Annotated in this window: 18 protein-coding genes and 1 riboswitch; of the genes, 5 read left to right on the plus strand and 13 right to left on the minus strand. The window is 42.7% G+C overall.

What is annotated here, in order from left to right:
• Position 1: 1 nt before the first annotated feature.
• The 7 genes from DWX57_RS05370 to DWX57_RS14075 all read right to left on the minus strand — a co-directional run bounded on the left by DWX57_RS05370 (position 2) and on the right by DWX57_RS14075 (position 2,925).
• Positions 2–322 (minus strand): hypothetical protein, encoded by a 321-nt coding sequence (locus DWX57_RS05370; RefSeq protein WP_120000255.1) that lies wholly within the window; start codon positions 320–322, stop codon positions 2–4.
• Positions 323–333: 11 nt separating this feature from the next.
• Complete coding sequence (locus tag DWX57_RS05375) at positions 334–1,236, minus strand: DUF1351 domain-containing protein (protein WP_120123193.1); 903 nt, start codon at positions 1,234–1,236, stop codon at positions 334–336.
• Positions 1,237–1,250: 14 nt separating this feature from the next.
• A complete protein-coding gene (locus tag DWX57_RS14070; protein WP_165852767.1) occupies positions 1,251–1,403 on the minus strand; it encodes a hypothetical protein in 153 nt (50 codons plus the stop codon).
• Positions 1,404–1,408: 5 nt separating this feature from the next.
• Positions 1,409–2,092, minus strand: coding sequence for a YqaJ viral recombinase family protein (locus DWX57_RS05380; protein ID WP_120123194.1), 684 nt, complete (start codon positions 2,090–2,092; stop codon positions 1,409–1,411).
• 3 nt (positions 2,093–2,095) lie between these two features.
• Entirely contained in the window at positions 2,096–2,323 is a 228-nt protein-coding gene (locus tag DWX57_RS05385; protein WP_118649434.1) for a hypothetical protein, read from the minus strand.
• A 90-nt stretch (positions 2,324–2,413) separates the two neighbouring features.
• Positions 2,414–2,749 (minus strand): hypothetical protein, encoded by a 336-nt coding sequence (locus DWX57_RS05390; RefSeq protein WP_120123195.1) that lies wholly within the window; start codon positions 2,747–2,749, stop codon positions 2,414–2,416.
• A 35-nt stretch (positions 2,750–2,784) separates the two neighbouring features.
• Positions 2,785–2,925, minus strand: a complete 141-nt coding sequence (locus DWX57_RS14075; protein ID WP_165852768.1) for a hypothetical protein — start codon at positions 2,923–2,925, stop codon at positions 2,785–2,787.
• Between the two features lie 82 nt (positions 2,926–3,007).
• Here DWX57_RS14075 and DWX57_RS05395 point away from each other — a divergent pair, with 82 nt between their 5' ends.
• Entirely contained in the window at positions 3,008–3,460 is a 453-nt protein-coding gene (locus tag DWX57_RS05395; protein WP_118649437.1) for a hypothetical protein, read from the plus strand.
• 96 nt (positions 3,461–3,556) lie between these two features.
• Here DWX57_RS05395 and DWX57_RS05400 read toward each other — a convergent pair whose 3' ends face one another.
• On the minus strand, positions 3,557–3,784 hold the full coding sequence (locus tag DWX57_RS05400; RefSeq protein WP_120123196.1) for a helix-turn-helix transcriptional regulator: 228 nt from the start codon (positions 3,782–3,784) through the stop codon (positions 3,557–3,559).
• Between the two features lie 145 nt (positions 3,785–3,929).
• Between DWX57_RS05400 and DWX57_RS05405 the strand changes: the two genes are divergently transcribed.
• The 4 genes from DWX57_RS05405 (at position 3,930) to DWX57_RS05420 (ending at position 7,505) form a co-directional block, all read left to right on the plus strand.
• The gene (locus DWX57_RS05405; protein ID WP_120123197.1) at positions 3,930–4,304 is read left to right on the plus strand and encodes a helix-turn-helix domain-containing protein; all 375 of its coding nucleotides are present in this window, start codon (positions 3,930–3,932) and stop codon (positions 4,302–4,304) included.
• A gap of 72 nt (positions 4,305–4,376) precedes the next feature.
• Positions 4,377–4,604: a hypothetical protein gene (locus DWX57_RS05410; protein WP_120123198.1), complete on the plus strand. Its 228-nt coding sequence runs from the start codon at positions 4,377–4,379 to the stop codon at positions 4,602–4,604.
• 24 nt (positions 4,605–4,628) lie between these two features.
• Positions 4,629–6,197, plus strand: a complete 1,569-nt coding sequence (locus DWX57_RS14220; protein WP_243106175.1) for a GIY-YIG nuclease family protein — start codon at positions 4,629–4,631, stop codon at positions 6,195–6,197.
• 168 nt (positions 6,198–6,365) lie between these two features.
• Entirely contained in the window at positions 6,366–7,505 is a 1,140-nt protein-coding gene (locus DWX57_RS05420; RefSeq protein ID WP_165852769.1) for a tyrosine-type recombinase/integrase, read from the plus strand.
• A 159-nt stretch (positions 7,506–7,664) separates the two neighbouring features.
• Here the strand turns inward: DWX57_RS05420 and DWX57_RS05425 are convergent, their stop codons facing one another.
• The 5 genes from DWX57_RS05425 to DWX57_RS05445 all read right to left on the minus strand — a co-directional run bounded on the left by DWX57_RS05425 (position 7,665) and on the right by DWX57_RS05445 (position 17,627).
• Positions 7,665–7,946: a homing endonuclease associated repeat-containing protein gene (locus tag DWX57_RS05425; protein WP_055271920.1), complete on the minus strand. Its 282-nt coding sequence runs from the start codon at positions 7,944–7,946 to the stop codon at positions 7,665–7,667.
• 44 nt (positions 7,947–7,990) lie between these two features.
• On the minus strand, positions 7,991–14,233 hold the full coding sequence (locus DWX57_RS05430) for a DUF4430 domain-containing protein (protein ID WP_243106176.1): 6,243 nt from the start codon (positions 14,231–14,233) through the stop codon (positions 7,991–7,993).
• 162 nt (positions 14,234–14,395) lie between these two features.
• Positions 14,396–14,538: riboswitch (cobalamin riboswitch) on the minus strand.
• Between the two features lie 273 nt (positions 14,539–14,811).
• Positions 14,812–15,645, minus strand: coding sequence for a hypothetical protein (locus DWX57_RS05435; protein ID WP_117875135.1), 834 nt, complete (start codon positions 15,643–15,645; stop codon positions 14,812–14,814).
• Between the two features lie 145 nt (positions 15,646–15,790).
• Positions 15,791–16,912: a hypothetical protein gene (locus DWX57_RS05440; RefSeq protein ID WP_117875133.1), complete on the minus strand. Its 1,122-nt coding sequence runs from the start codon at positions 16,910–16,912 to the stop codon at positions 15,791–15,793.
• Entirely contained in the window at positions 16,899–17,627 is a 729-nt protein-coding gene (locus DWX57_RS05445; protein ID WP_117875131.1) for a helix-turn-helix domain-containing protein, read from the minus strand. The genes DWX57_RS05440 and DWX57_RS05445 overlap by 14 nt, the downstream gene beginning before the upstream one ends.
• Positions 17,628–17,646: the final 19 nt, after the last annotated feature.

The raw sequence follows: 17,646 nt of genomic DNA on the forward strand, positions 1-17,646 counted from the left end.
CCTAATGCATAATCATATCTTCTAACATCTTGCGCAGTACCTCTTTCAGAGCCTGTGGCATTTCCCTTATGTTGTCCTTGTTTATATTGGCTTTTGGCAATATCTTAAATAAAACATCATCTATGAGGTCACTCATAATCTCGTTAATGTCTCCCTCAGCTTTGGATGCTTCCATTGCTCTGCTTATCATTTCTTCTGTAGCAACCTCTCCATATCTTTTAGCAAGCGACTCTCTTAAACTCTTCATTGCAAGTGCTAATTCTGATATAAGCACAGGTGTTGTTCCTCTCATTGATACTGATCCCATTTCTGACTTAATCATCTTGTTACCTCCTACTTAATCGCTCTAAATGTTATATTTCTGCTCTGGAAGAACTCTCTCAAGGCTGCTGCATCATCCGTTGTAAGTTCAACCTCAAACTTGACTACCATCTTCTGTGGTTCCGGCTGTGATTCCTCTACTGGTGCTGGCTGTGCATCCTCAGGTGGTGTCATAGCCTGTGCCATTGCGGCTCTCTGCTCCTCGGCAGCTCTCTCCTGTGCCTTGCATTCTTCTTCAGCCTTTCGTCTTGCCTCTTCTGCTGCTTTTCGTGCCTCTTCTGCAGCCTTTCTCCTTGCCTCAGCTTCTGCCTTTGCCTTGGCAATCTCTGACATCCTCTTAGCCTCTGAGATGGCCTTGTTGATGTCTAATGTCTCCTTGAATACCTCTGTAGCCTCAAATCCGAACTCCGGGAGCTGACTGAGTGTAAGCACTCCGTTGCCGATCTCATACATCTTTGACCTCATCTGATCTTCGATACTCTTCATTGATACCGAAGCATTCAACCACTTCGGATCCCAGATCTTCTCCAACGTGACAAAATTCTGGAAACCTATCTGAGAGAACAGCACTTCAATGGCTTTCTGCTTTTCGGCCTTGCGTTTCTCATCGTATGCCTTGACCTGTTCATCTATCACCGCTATAGGCTTGTCTATAATGCCTATGATTTCGTTGATCTGAGCCTTAAACACATTAAACGGCTGCATGTATTCTTTCTCTCTTCTGATGCGCTCATCATTGAGGGCTCTCTTCAGCTTGTTCAGATTGGCCTTGTCTGCCTTTGCGTCCTTGATCTGGTCATCTGTGTAGACAAGCGTCTCATAAAATGAGACCTTAGATGTAAGCTCAGCCTTGAGCTCCTCATAGTTAAAATCAATCTTCTCTGGTATCGCTACCTCATTAACTCTTAATTCCATGTAAACCTCCTAATTCAGCACCAGCTCCATCTGGTGACTCTCCTTGTTCTCTCGCACCATTGCCATGATGCGTGCTGTCTGTCGCTGTCTCTCTTCCTCGCAGTCACAGTGTTCGCCCGGGTCCAGGCAAGCACCGCACTGTGGACATTCGTTGTAATACATTGCATCTCTCCTATATCTCTGGGAGTATCAGTGGTGGCTCTTTCTTTGCCTGTACCTGCTCCCAGAACTTACTTTCATCCTCTGCAAGTCTCTGTATACCCTCTTCGACTCCATCATCTGACCGTTTCACTCTGTAATGCATTGTTGTCTTGACCATCACAGGATCTCCATTCTTATCAGTGAGCCTTGTATTGAGCTGTCCTACCAGCATCACGAAGTCATACTCTGTGACCATCAAATAGTGAAGTATCTGTGCATAATAGTTCTGCGGCAAGCTCGGATCATATGGTGTGCCCCATTTCTTTTTCTGGCTTGCCGACTGGATCTCTGTTGTTTTGATCTCCAGTATTCCTTTGCATCCTGTGTCCTTTTCAACAAGCCATCCATCAAGGCTTGCGTGAGCCCACGGATAGCGGTCATTGAACCAGATGTTATTCTCCTCATACATGACCTCAAACTCTGGATAATCCAGAGCAAACAAGGCTCTAAGAAGTGGTTCTGCGGCTACTCCATAGCGGACACAATCCTTATCGGATATATCCACCGGCGGCAGATTGTTGACTTTCTCCCGCCACAGGCTGACATTATCTCTCCAAGGGTTCATTCCTACTATCGCCGAGGCATCAGACCCGCCTATCTTGGTTCTTGCCTTAAGCCATTCTTCGTGGCTTCCAAGCACTTTCATCTCAACCATGTTCTATTCCTCTCTGGCATCTTCAATGCTGTTCATAAGTTCAAGCACGCCATAAAGTCCCAGCTCCGTAAACACGGTTCCAAGCAAGTACGCCACCAATCCTACCGCCGGCAGTGCAAGCAGCACTTCTACGTTGAATAAGATGTTGTAGGCCAACAGCAAAAATAAAATAGTCATTATTACAAGACTCACGGCCTTGACAGCCTTTGTGTCTAAGTTCTTCCTCTTCATTGCTTTTCTTCCCCTTTTCTGCTATGATTTTCTTGAGTTATTTTTTATTTGCACCGGCGGAACTGCAATTCCAAAGGTGCTTTTTTCGTGTTACCTCATATCTGATGTCATCTCACCCCATCCAATAGCTTTTGCAACTTTTCCGGGGTCAAATGGTGGTACTCTGTAGCCCTTATCAAGCTCTTTCTTATATCTCAGATAGTCAACCAATGCTAAGTAGTTCACCCATGTCACACCAGCTCCATCCAAGATTGTGTATGGTCCATATCTGCCATTCTGAACATATCTATCCAGATCAGATATTCTACGGCTTGCAGTGCTCTGAGATATGTTAAACATCTGCATCATCTGAGCCTTACTGACATAAGGTGATGCTTTTATGTAACTTATACCTGTCACCTGCAGGCCTGCTGTTGCTCTGCTCATTGCTCTCATCTCCTTTCCTGTGATATGCGCCGTCATCATAACAGTCTTATTAAGATTACTGTAGCTATGCCTATGGCTGCTCCTATCAGTCCCATCACTGCGGGTCTGATATAATCGCACCAAAGATCTTCCATGAAGTACGGCTCCTTGAGCTTTGCTTTTATCTTCTTTATCATGCCTCTCCTTTCTTATTTTTCTTTATTCCTCCATGTGTTATAATCACTCTAACAAAAGGATTTATTTACAAGGAGGGATTTTATGGCACCTATAGTTGTTGCAATCATTTCAGTAGTTGGATCATTTGTTGTAGTCTATCTAACAGCAATAAAGGAATTATTTACACAGAAGTATCAAATTCGCCGAGAACAGCTTGATAACTTCTATATACCTTTCTATCAGTTCTATTGCCGTGGACTTCTGCTCTATAACAAACTCAGTAAACTTGGTCCTGAGGCAAGAGGTAATCTCTTAGATTTATTGACCAGTAACATCTATCTCATGGAGCCTGAATCACAAGCACTTTATCCTGATTTTTACCTTGCCTTTCTCAATATGCTTGAGGCTGAAAATGGCAACAAGGACTATCCTTTAGATAAATGTTCTGAAGAACTTGATATTGCATTTAACAGACTAAAAAATGCTGTATTCACCGAGTACAAAGGAATATTAAAGAAATGCAATCTCCCAGTACCTTCAATACCGCAGCAGTAACCATTCTATCTTTGAGTACGCACGCAATTGCTGATATATTTGCAATCAGAACAACAACTACCACTATCCAACCAAACATCTTTTCTCTCCTTTCTCTTATCCACTTAGTCCGCATTTTGCAAACTCATATGGTAAAAAAATATTTTCCTCTGGGAATCCACAAATGCTTGCAAAGAGACACAAATCTGCTTTAGACATCTTAGTATTGTAGCTTTCCCAGCTGCCTATAGTAGCTCTTGATACTCCCATTTTATCAGCCAATTCCTGCTGTGAAAGCTCTGCATTTACTCTAACGGCAGCTAATTTAATTTTAATTGGCAGCAAAAACTATCATCTCCTTTCATTGAGCATACTTGAATAATACTCCGCATTTTGCAAACTGTCAATACATTTTGCAAACTTTTTTTACTTTTTGCATTGCCATATTCCGCAAAATGAGTATAATCAATATTAAAGGAGTGTGAAAGAGATGGGAACTAACCAATTCGCAAAATTATTAAAATATTATCTTAATCTTAATGGTAAAACTCAGTCCGATATGGTGAATGCATTGGGTTATGACAAATCTACTGTATCCGGCTGGTGCTCTGGAGCAAGAGTGCCTAAACTCGATACGATTATAGATATAGCAAATTATTTACATGTTGAACCTGGGGATCTGATTGTTGAAGTTGATTCAAAACCATCTTACTATTTTGATGAAGAAACTGCTCAGAAAGCACAAGAGATATTTGAGAATAAACAGCTCTCACTTCTCTTTGATGCCGCAAGGGATGCCAAACCCGAAGATTTAGAGATAGTACAGAGTATGCTCTTGGCTCTCAAAAATAAAGATAATAAATAATGCTGTGCAAAAAACATCCCACTGTTTTTGATATATATATTGCATAAATAATCAAATAAGGAGGGGATAGCAATGACGGATGATATATATATTCAGTATCTTGATATGAAAGCAACTAAAGTAAAAGAAACTGTGACGTGTAATGAAGATGGTTCATATACTGTGTTCCTTAATACACGCTTCACAACAGAACAATTGAATGAGGCATATATCCATGCTTGCAGACATATAGATCGGGATGACTTTCACAAGGAGTCTGCAGATTCTATTGAGGCTTATGCACATGGGTTGCAAAAATAATTAACAAATGAAGGGAGAGATTCGATGAATCAAAAACAAGAAAACAAATGGTATTTAAGTACATGGTTTATTGCTATTCTATGCGCATGCTGGTTTCTTATACTTCCAGCAATCGGCGGCATAGTATTGATGATAATGAAGACCTTGGACGAAAAGAAACAAAAAGAAACCAATCAACAAATTATTCAACAGAATGCCCAACTTGCGGCTCAGAATGCTCAGATGAATCAAGCAATGCAAGACCTGAATAAGACTATGCAGGATTTAGGAGTGCATGACCATCAGCAGTCGATGGCTAAGCTTAATCAGGTGAATGCCGAAATATCCGAAAACCTTGCCACTATAGATAAATTGCGTTCAGACATTGCTACACTTCAGGCAAAAGATGATAAACTGCAAAAATCAGTAGTGGCCCAGGAACGAAAGATCTCTCGTGCTAAGGAGATCTACTGCAGTATTGAATATGCATTAGATAACTTCATCACTGCTGACATTCCATATAACGAATGCCGAATTAGCCAATCAGTTATTGAGGATGCTAATCTCATTGCCCCATCTGTTATCCTTAAATTACATTGTATGGATATAAAAAGCTTGCGAAAAGCATACAGAGAAAATGAGAAATCCATTGACACTCTCAGACAGCAATATGCTATCAGATACACTACTAAAGCCAACAAAACGATTTATGACCTCATTGTCAAGGGGCTGGAATCTGAGATGCAGAACGTCTTGTATAATTTAAAATATGACAAGCTTGACAACGGTATTGAACAAATAAAAGATATCTGTGCTAAGTATCTAAAGATTGCAGCTGAAGGTAATCAAACAATTGCCGGAACTCTTACTAAGTTCATAGGTGAAATAGAATATCTTTTCATTAATGCCGCAAAGATAGAGTATAACTACTACGTCAAGAAAGAACAGGCAAAGCAAGAACAGCTTGCAATCAAAGAACAGATGCGTCAGGAGGCAGAGGAGCGCAAGGCTCTTGAGTCCGAACGTAAAAAAGTGGAGCTTGAAGAGTCAAAATATGAGAATCAGATATCTTCCCTCAAAGAACAGGCGGAAGCTTCAGAGGGTGAAGCCCTTGCTGCTCTGCAAGCTCGTATCCTTGAACTGCAGGCTCAGCTTGCAGATGTAACAATCAAAAAGGATGAAATAGCAAAGTTGCAAAATGGTAAAGCTGGTAATGTTTATATTATCAGCAACTTGGGTTCATTTGGTGAGAATGTATTCAAAGTCGGAATGACAAGAAGAATAAATCCACAGGATAGAGTTAATGAACTTGGAGATGCTTCTGTTCCGTTCAAATTTGATGTACACAGCTTTATTTTCTCTGATGACGCTTCTGGTCTTGAAACCGAACTTCACAAGAGACTTAATGATCGCCGAGTAAACAAGGTAAATCTTAGAAAAGAGTTCTTTAATGTATCAATAGATGAACTTGAAGAACTTGTAAATGAGATCTGCCCTACTGCAGAGTTCAACAGAACAATGCTTGCTGAAGAATACAGACAGTCGCTGTCAAGTTCTGAAGCATATACTTCTGAATATTCAACAGAGGATGAGACAGATGATGAGGATGAATAATATCATCTTCACATTATAAAAAAATCCCCCAGGTGCGGGTACACCTGAGGGAAGTTACCCACAAACCGAAGGCTTATGAATAACAGTGATCGCAAACTATATTATACCATAAGCCTTCCACTTTTGATAGGCTTATTTTTTATGCCTATTTTTAGAGGAGTTGATATTATGTGGTCAGAAATACAAAAAAATGGAACCGTAAAGTATTGTGAGAGGTACACAGATCCGCTCACAGAGAAGATTAAAAAGGTCACAGTGACGATGCCTAAGGCATCACCGCAGAATAAGAACAAGGCAACCAGAATTTTACAGGGGAAAATAGATAAGCTGTTGACTGCATCCCCGGTTAAATCAGATACAACACTCAAGGAGCTGGCTGATGCTTATATAGCATCATTGCGACAGCGCAAAAGGAAAGAAAGCACAATCAGAACAGAAAGCACTAACATAAATTGCTGTATAAATATAATCGGTAATGACGTACTTGTTGATAAACTCTCTCCTCGTTATGTAAATGATAGACTTCTCTCTTCGGGGAAAAATATAGACACCGTGAATACATATATAAAATTCTTAAAATTCGCTTTGAAATGGGGAATTAAAAGCGATTATCATTCAAACAATGATATATGGTTCAAGCTTGACTATATCCATAAGGAGAGCCCAGATGAGATACCAGAGGTATACGATATCAGTAACGAATACCTTGAGCCTGATGAAATCAAAAAACTACTTAATTACTTTAGAGATAACAACCAATGGCAGGATTACTATACATCATATTTCATGATCCTTACAGGGATGCGTATAGGTGAACTCATTGCTCTTGAAGATGCCGACGTTGATTTAAGAATAAACACTATACACATAACAAAAACTTATTATCCTTCAACAGGATATGTTACATCTGCAAAAACAAGCGATTCGATCAGAGACATTCATATACAACCTGAATTGCTCACGCTCATCAAAAAGTTACGACTTTGGCGAAAAGAGGTTCTATTTGAAAAAGGTATTAAGAGCAGCCTCTTCATACCAAATTTAAAAACAGGCAACTACATGGTTTATTTAACATATAATAATCATTTAAAGGCCGCTTCACTTAAATCTCTTGGGAGAGAAATAACGACACACAAACTGCGCCACACTCACGCATCTCTCCTAGCTGAAGTTATGTCTGCAGAACAAATATCTCGTCGACTTGGACATCATGATGACAAAATAACCAAAGCAATATATATTCATGTTACTCAAAAGATGAAGCAGAAAGATAATGAAGCTGTTGACACCATATCAATTATCAACTAAAAAAAGACGACCACTCAGTTTTCACACTGAATGGCCGTCTTTTAAATTTTGCCCCTTTTCTGCCCCTATGAGTTATTTTCATAGGCTGCAAATGGCTTTAAAGCTTGATTTTCCTTAATTTTCTATCAAGTTGATGATAAACCTGTGGTTTAAAATTTTTTATTCAGTTTTCCCGTTCTGCTTCGCAAGCTTGTACTGGGTCATCTTCCTCTTGGAAGCTATGCGCTTATGCTTCTTTGCCTCAGCCCGCTCCGCAGACCGGTCAGGAAGAATGCCACAGGCCTCAAGGGCTCTCGGCCATGGCCCAAGGTAGGATTTTATCCAGCCAACCTGCTCCGGTGTAAAGTCTGACTTTTTCGGATATCTTCCAAGTGAAATATATGCGTCCAGAAGCATCTGACAACATTCTTCACGTGTATAGCCAGCTCTCTTGTTCTCCATACCTCTTTCCTCCGGATCATCTCTGCGTTTCTATGGCCTGAGAATTATTTTACTTTGACAGACTTCACTGAGCTGCCAAGTCCCATGTATCTCTTGCCATTTATTGTCTTGTAAGCTCTTACTCTCACATAGTATCTCTTGTTCTTTGCTAGATTCTTGATAGTTGCACTGCCATACTTTGCGCTCACATACTTTGTCTTTGCAGACTTAAAGTTCTTGTTTGTAGCATATGTTATCTGATATCCGGTAGCACCGCTTACCTTCTTGTAGGTCACCTTAAGACTTCTGCTGCTGTTTGATGCAAGCTTTGTTATTGATGACTTTGCAGGGGTAACTATCAGAGTTACTATTCCGCTTGCCTTGTTGTAATTGCTGTTTCCTGAGACAGTGATCTTTATCTGTACTCTGCCCGGCTTCTTGGTTCTCACAAGACCTGACTTGCTGTTCACTATCGCAATATTCTTGTTTGTTGATGAGTAAGTTACAGTTCCCTTACCGGCAGCCTTAACGGTTATATATCTGTTGTATACATATAATGTGTTGCCTGTCACTGTCTGGTCTGCCTTATTGATCTTGAAGGTCTGCTCAACACTGCCTGTATAATCGTTCTTACCTGTTATAGTTACCTTGGCTGTTCCGGCGTTCACGTTATTTGCATACGATGCTGTATAATCAGCCGCCTCAAGTTTCTTACCGTCAACTGTTACTGTAACCTCAGGCTTCTGTGCCTTGCCTGTATATGTCACATCTGCAACTTCTATAACTGTGTTGTCCTTTGTGAGTGTAACCTTTGTATCCGGCTCCTCTGGCTCTACAGGAACCTCCTTGACTTTTATCTTGATAACGATCTGTCCAGCCTCGTAGTTCTCTGTTCCCTCAGATGAAACTGTGATCTCAGTCTCACCGACAGCCTTGACTGTCACACGTCCTGTCTCAGGATCTACCTCTGCCACCTCTGGTGCAGATGATGCAAATGTAAGTGTACCCTGTCCTGTAACCTTGAGATCAAATGGCTCTGCATTTTCAAGAACCTCGATCTCAGTCTTTTCTGTAGTTATCGTCTTTGTAGACTTCTTTATCTCGAACTCGCCCTGAATTGTACCAGAGAACTTACCAGTTCCCTTTACCGTACAAGTACCCTTTCCGGCATTTACGTTATCACTGTATGTAACCTCATAGCTGCTTGGATCAAGCTTCTTGTCATTTACATATACGGTAACTTCCGGTGTGAGCTCCTCTCCAGTGTACTCTGCGTCTGCTATCTCAAGCTTTGTATTGTCTTCAGTGAGTGCTGTCACTGCCATGATCTTGTACCATGCAGTTCTTCCACCTCTTGATGTGATCCTGCACACAACATCATTTGTCAGGTTGATCTTGGCTGAAAGTCCGTCAACCACAACATAATGGCCATCCGCAGTTGTCTTGTATGTCATGTCAAGCTTTACAAGATCTGCGCTCTCCGGCAATACAACACCGACCTCAAATGGATCAGCCTTTGTTCCTGTTCCATTCAGAACCTCTCCATTTGCCTTGTATGTGTAGATAGAATTCCAATTCTCATCGTATTCTGTCTCTGTGGTAAATGTTATCTCTGTTCCATCTATTGTCATGGACTCAAATGTAGGAAGTCCTGAGAATGATGCTGCTACATCTGCTCCTGTGAGCTCATAGTGAAGCTCGATAGTGTCGTTATCCTTTGCATCCAGTGAACCAAGCCCACCGTTGTCAAAGTCGTCTCCGTTGTATGACAGCATCCATCCTGACATTGAGTAGTCAGCAACTGATGCAAGTCCGTTTACAGATACGATATATGGGCCATAAGCTGACTCTTGAATATCGTAGGCTATTCCGGCATTATCCAGTGCACGCTTTACAGCGTCAACCGCTGAAGCTGCCTCAACCTTTGTGTTCTCAAGGATAACTCCATCCTTTGATGCACCATTTATTCCGGCTGCACTTGCTGTGTAGTCATATACACCTATGTTGAAGATAGTAACTCCGTCAATTACAGTTCTTACCTTCTTGTATGTCTCTACAAATTCTCCATCTTCTGCTGTCAGAGGAACATTTGCCATGATCTCTGCTGCAGGTGCCACGTTCAAGATGGCCTCTCCGTCATTGATCTTGGTAACTGTGTCAACTGTGAGCTTCTTGACTGCCTCTATATTAGCAGCCGATACATATGAAGCCTGATCCTCTGTGATGCTCTCATCTGCTGCGGCTGTGCATGAATATGCAGATCCTGATATTGTCAGATCCTCTGAATAGCCTGCAAATACGCCTGTTGTGGCTGTGTCGCTGCCATTTACAGTTCCTGCGCTGTAGCAGTCTGTGATCTCCACGCCTGCGTCATTTGACGTATTACCCTTGAAAACACCTGCAATACCGCCTGTATTTGTCTGTCCTGTGATCGTTCCTGCATTGTAGCATGAAATGATCTTGCATCCAGGATCCTGTGGATAGTATTCATTGTGGCTTCCGAGTATTCCACCAACATTTGTCTTGGCTGTGATGTCACCATAGTTTGTCGAATTCTGTACGCAGATATTTCGGCTGCTCATAGATCCTATGATTCCGCCGACGGTACCACCGTTTTCTGCCTTAATAGTTCCATGATTTACACAGTTCTCAATCACTGTGTTGCTTATTTTGTTCGTGTTACAGTATCCTACCAGACCACCTATCGAAGCTGATGTATTTGTGCCTGTGTAAGTGATATTTACTTTAGATGTACAACCTGCTACTCTTGCCGGTGCATCTGTGGTTCCCTGATACAGGTATCCCACAACCGCTCCTGCTGCAGTCTTGGTGCTCATGATGATAGTTCCCTCTACTGTGAGGCCGCTGATCCTTGCACCCGCCTGTCCAAATATTCCTGAGTAGCCTATATCATTCTGATACAGATTGCTGATAGTATGTCCCTGGCCGTCAAATGAACCCATGTATATGGCACCCGATGTACCTATTGGTGTCCAGCTATATCCTGCAAGGTTGATATCCGCTGTGAGCACTGCATTTATGTCGACCTTCTTATTGACATTTACCTCATTTTCAAACCAGTACAGCTCTGCACCTGTGCTGATCTGGTATACTCCGTCAACCTGTTCGGGCTCGGTCTTGCTCTCGCCATCCCAAGCAGTTGCACTTGACGCTGTGAGGCTGATGGTCTGTGACATCTCGCCGGAAGTATCCTCCGGGATCTCAAATGTTCCCTCGGCATACATGTATCCGGCACACTTCATAGTGTAATTGTACTGTCTGCCTGCAAGACCATTGAAGCTGCCGTCCTTTACTGTTACGGCATTTCCTTCAGTATCCTTTATGCTTACCTTATATCCTTCTACTGCTTCGTTTGTAGCACCATCCACTACATCAAGCTTTACCTGGACAAAGTCTGTCTTTGCCAGCTTAAATGACATATCCGGGAGACTTCCAAGGTATGCCACACGTACGCTTGCTGCCATCTGTACAGGCTTTCCTGTTGCATGGCGGACCTCTCTGTGTGAACCGTATGGCGAACCAAATCCGCCCTCATACAGAACTCCGCTCAGCGTGTACTCGTCACCTGCAAAATACTGAGGTATCTTGACTGTAACTGTCTGGGCAGCAGGATATGATGCAAATGCATACTGGTTGCTTGCTCCTGAGAATTCATTTCCCTCACCATCTGACAGTTTTATAGTTCCGGCCATGTTGTAAATTCCTGCAAGCTTGTTGGCCGGAATATACAGACCGTCGTATGCCTTCTTGCCATCCTCTGTACGCTTACCATATGAAACCTCTATGGTATCACCGGCTCTGAGTTCATCTGCTGAGATCTCGTCACCATCAGCGTTCTTATATGTGTATGATACCGGGACTTCCTTTGCACGTACTACCTGATATGTGCTAACTCCGTCCTTTGTCACCTTTATTATGTTTGATCCCTCTGTGAGACCGCTTACAGTGTAGCTTCCATCATCATTCTTCTTGACATCTGCTGTTGTAAATCCACTGTATGTAAGCTTGTTTCCCGTGATCTGTGGATGAAGAACTGATACTGCCACTCCATCCTCCGGTGTAAATGTGTACTCTGCACCGGCTGCTCCCTCAAGATAATACAGAACATCGATCTGTGCATCCAGATTGTCTACAGCAGTCTTAGCAGTCTCTGTGTTGCGTCCTGCATTTAATGTCATATTTGTCTGAATGTCTGAGCCGTCATTTCCTACAGTGAATACGACTACACCTGTGTTTTCAGGCCAGATCGCACTGAAGAATGAACCGCCCATACCAGGCTTGTTGATCTCTGCATCATAGGTTACGAGAAGTATCGCTGTTCCCTCTGACTTTGCCTCGATCTCTGCTATCTCTGAATGCTCGCCAGGTACAACGCTGATCACATCACTTGATGGGTTACCATTCTCATCGATAACTGTGTAGTGATAATCAGGCTCTGCTGATTTTGCATTCATGATACCCTCTATAGCCTGCCAGTTACGGAAGCACTCAAGGTGATACTTGTCACCCTTCTGCATTGACACATAGCCCTTCTCATTGGATGTCATGTAGATATCTGCGACATCTGAGCTGTTGGCTGACATGTCATGTACAACTGTGCCAGGGCCATATGTGCTGTCGCCGATGTACATATCCTCGGCTGTTACCTTGTACTCAGCATCTGTGGTTGTGGAGAACCAGTTCCAGTATGTAACTCCCTCTCCACCAGTTACACGGTAGTAATATGTGATACCACTTCCAAGCTTATACTTGTATGTGTCATATCCGGCATCCTTGCTGTCTATCTTGATGCCAGCCTCATCCTTATATATATAGTATGTTGAAAGTGTACCAACTCTGAGCTCAGTTCCCTCTGGAACTGTGAACTCTACTGTCTTTGCCGCTGCAAGAGCTACTGAATAACCGTAGCTTCTGTTGGATGTAAGTGTGTTTGACACAGTCTTAGAGATATAGTCATCTGCTCTATCTCCAACCGGATCATATGTCACTGACACCATATCAGCATAGTAGAACAGTCCTGCATACTTTGCCCAGGAGTCATCTGACCCCTCCCTGGTCTTTACAAACTCTGCATGTCTGTCCACATTGTCAGGAGACATAACCTTACCTGTGACGGTATAATCAACGTCTTCCTTCCAATATTTTTTGTTGCCATCTACAGTGTCATAACCTGTACATGCTATATCTGTGATGCTGTATATGCTGTATGACTGCTGTGGATCGTCTGTGACTACGAGATCTATAGATCCCATATCTGTCTTCTCGTCACCGCTCTTCTGATATGCTGACAGACGGTATGTACCCGGCTCAAGCTCAAGGGTATACTTGCTGCCATCAGGCTCTCCAACTTCAATCTCATTGCCCTCTGAATCAGCCAGAGTCATGTAAGGAGCAGAATAATTCATGGTTACAGATACTGTATTTCTCTTGTCACCCCTGATCTTCTTCTCAACTGCCTGAACCTCATCTGCAGTTGCAGTGAGATCTGTCATGACCGCCTGAACCTCTTCACGTAGAGCCTCGTCCTTAGCTATCTCATCTGCATGCTCTGCATAGAGCACATAGAGCTCTGTCTTGTCCTGAGTCTCATAGTATGCATACTCAGAGTCAAATGTATTCTTATCCGGATTGTAGCCATATCCCAGATCTGCGCCATAATCTGCGAGCGTGAACTGCCAACGGATAACGTGTGTATTGTCTACTCCGGCTGCAGAATCTACCTGATATTCTCCTGCGCCGACATTTCCCAGTATATTGTCAACTGTGTTCATCCAGCCAGACATGCTGAAATAATCAAACTGGCCAAGATCTTTTCCTGTCTTGTCCTTAAGCTCAAGTGCCTTTCCATTCTTCTTCTGATAAGCATCCTTAAGCTCCTGTGGAACATTTGCAGCTCCCTTATCAATGCCCTTTATGTTGGCAAGATAATAATCGGAACTATTGTATTTGTCTGTTCCTGAAGGTTCTGTTTCAAGTCCCTCTTTCTTGAAAAACGCGTAAGTAGCCTGTGATACGGTAAGCTTAGACAGGTCGATGTCTATGCCTTCCTCTTTCCAGACTTCACCGATCTCTTTGTAGGACATTCTCTCCGGCTCGATATAGAAGCCCTGACCAAGAGTAAATCCCTCAAGAGACAGCACAACGTACTCAGTGCTGTAATCAACTTCGCCATCACTCTCTGCGGCGGCAGCCTGAACATAGCCCCAGCTTGCATTTGAAGCAAATGGTGCCACTAAAACTGCGCATGCCAATAAGAATGAAAGCATCAATGTCCTGATTCGTTTCATCTCCTATTTTCCTTTCTTTATTTAATTGTAGGTTATAAAGCAGGGAATATGTATTCTGCTTTTCCCACGCCCAAAAGCTAACAGATGAACTGTCGTGTCATCCGCATCCGGGTACTCCGCATATCCCGGCTGTCTGTGTCTGTCAGACGCCGTCACGCGGCCGGAAATCTCATAAAATCTGCGGGCATTCTGACTGAAAGACACAAGTCTTAACACAGTAATGGCGGTTGCACCGGAATCTCACCGAATTTCCCCCTGATCGGATGCTTTTCAGGACGGCATCCGAGCAGATTTTCACTATGAAATCACAGGGTTTATAGTAATTGTGAATCGGGTAATTGTCAACTCCAAGTACCACTTAATGTACTTTTTTGTCATATTTTATTAGTAAGGTGAGATATGTGTTTTATCCATATCACACATTTCTGCATAATATGTAAGTAGAGAGAAATTACTGAGAATACCTTTGGATTTCATTCTGCTGTCCACAGCATACATTTGGTTTACAAAAGCCGGGTATCCCTATTTTATAGAGATATCCGGCTTTTCTTCTGGCTCTTATTCTGATTACTTTTTAGTTACGGAAGCCAGCTTATTCTGACCTCTTTGAGCTGTCCTGTTGTATCGTCAAACTCAAATGTATAGCCGCTGCTTCCCATATAAACCTCAGAATCTACACTGTACTTGACTATCTTGCCATCTACTTCTGCATTCTCACCGCACTTTTCAAGCAACTGATCCTTGGTGATAGTTGTAGGGAATGAGAAGTTCACCTGCTTTGCGCCGTCAAGCATCATCTCACTGATCTCTGCATTCATGCTGGCATCATAATCCGGGTTTGGCACAAAAAGGTGTGAATACCTTACATATGAGAGAACGCAATCCTCTGCCTTCCGCTCACTGTCAGTAAAGTTGCCAAACATAAACTGCATCGTTACGTAGTCATTGATTTCTGCTGTGTATCTGTCAGTTTCGTAATTTTTATTTACATTGTTGCCACTGTTATTGAGAGAATTCTGCTCAAATGGTATTCCACCGTCTATAAGATCCTTCAAGGTGGACTCACCTAAAGTGAATTTCTTTCCATTATATACAAATGACCTATTGTCAAGATCTGCGTAATTCTCGCTGAGTCCCGATGCCAATGTGAAATCCTCATATACAGGCATCGTAAATTCTGTGGATTTCTCACTGTCATCACTGTAATCGGTTTCATCTGCATATGAATCATCAGATTCAGTATCACCTGTATCCTCAGCCTCAGATTCCTCCTCCGTTGCCACTTCTGTTTCGGTTACCTGCTCTGTTGACTCCGTCTCTCTGGTGGATTTGCCATCATTTCCACATCCAACTATAGAAATTCCCATCACCACCGTGATAAGTCCTGCAATCAGCATTTTCTTGTTCCTCATATAATAATCCTCCTTAAAACCTAGTGGCTTTATTATTAAGAATGTCACTATATTTTATCAAGCCGTAATCGGTTGCAACGGGGCAACTATGGGTAGCGAACCGAAATCATAGGTGTTTTCGTCACTTTTTTGTAATCTATAGTGTTTATTTCTCCGTAATGTTCATGAAACTATAATAAGTGTCTCTGTCCATGGCATCCGGATTATCATCAGCAAATCCGCTGACTGTATATATGTTCCCATCCTTCAGATCAGCATATGCATTAAAATAGTATGTGATATTTCTCTTGCCGTCCTTTATATATAAGGTCGAATATGTGTAGTAATAAAATGTCACACCATTTACCTCACACTGACCTTCCTCTGTTACCTTTGATATTCCGGCCCCGGTCTTTCTGTCTGCCATATCAGATGCTGTCATCCAACTATACGGTACGATCGAAGTCACAACCGTGATCTTATCACCGTCTGAATAGTATGTCTTACCTGACAAATCCTCATTCTGAAGGCTGTATTTTTCAGGGATTTCATATGACACGGTAGTATCTCCATTCACGACACTGTCCACTACTCCCGTCTCCATAGCTTCGTCCTCCTGCCAGTATGAGCCTGTCATATCATTTGCCTCATCTGTGGGAACGGCCCCCGCAACAATAGCCACAGCTTCATCGGCAGCCTTCTCATATACCTCAGCTCTCTCCGACCCGCTCAGCGCATCTATATCTATCTCATCAAATCTTATCGAAGTAAAGAAACGCTGCCCTTCCCCGGCATCACATATAAGCTGATAAAAATATGATCTGTCGAACTTCGCACCTCGTTCATTTGCAAGACTCGCTATGTATCTGATATATTCCTTCCCCTGTATCTCGAACTTCTCAGGCTCCAGCTCCATCACATAACCTGCGTCCTCAATATTTTTCTTGCGCTGCTCTCTGTTGTCCCAGAAATCCGCCATCGTCTTATCCTCCACATCGATCTGTATCAGATAATCATCACAGCTTCTTATATTAAGGCAGCCACTCTCATGTATGATTGCCTGTCCTACCGGATTCACAGAGAAGGCATATCCCTTGAACACTATATGCCAAGGCTCTGTCTCATCGTCAGCTATTTTATTTCCATCCTGTTCAGTTTCACTTTTTTCTTCCGTCTTCTGCGCACTGTTCAGATCAATAACGCCCATAAACTCAAGAGCGACAAATGCAGCTCCCGCCAGTATGCATGCTATTACGATCGCGCAGACAATTTTTTTACATTTTTTCATCGGCTGTCTTATCCTCAAGTATGATCTGAAGTGTATCTTCTTTCTTCATCCTTCTTATCTCAAGCCCAATGAGGGTCAGAAGAATAATAAACACCAGCATGACAAATGCTGCGGCAACTATGGTTGATGTCTTGTAATTCAGAAACAGTCCATTACCGTCCGCCCCTGTGTACAACTGTATGTAATCTCCATCTCGTACCCCCGGTACATCAAGCCACACAGTATCCATGATCTTTCGGCCATTGTCATCCAAATATGCCAGATCAGCTTTTGTATACTGCTGATACACCTTCTCCACGCGCACATTTCCGTTCTTATCTGAATGGCTGGTCCACTCGTTCCTCACAAACAGCACCGCCACCACAATTACACAGAAAACGCATATGGCTGCCATCACGCAAAATAATATTTTCAATCTGGCAAGCCTGCCTTTTCCCCTGAGATTCTTCAGATGGACAGCATTATTCGCTGAAGTCCCATCCCCGGACACCTCTTCCGGCGCCTCCGGCTCATCACCCTTTCCATATATAAGTTCTCCAACCTGTACATCCAGAATCTCACATATACACACAAGCCTGTCCAAATCAGGATACGCCTTATCCCTCTCCCACTTGGACACAGCCTGTCTGCTGACTCCCATCTTTTCCGCAAATTCCTCCTGATTCAGCCCGGCTTTCTTCCGGTACTCCTGAATCCTGGATCCTATAAGCAGCATTTGTTTTCCTCCTTATCTC

Source organism: Coprococcus sp. AF19-8AC (assembly GCF_003603115.1).
GTDB classification, from domain to species: domain Bacteria; phylum Bacillota; class Clostridia; order Lachnospirales; family Lachnospiraceae; genus Coprococcus; species Coprococcus aceti.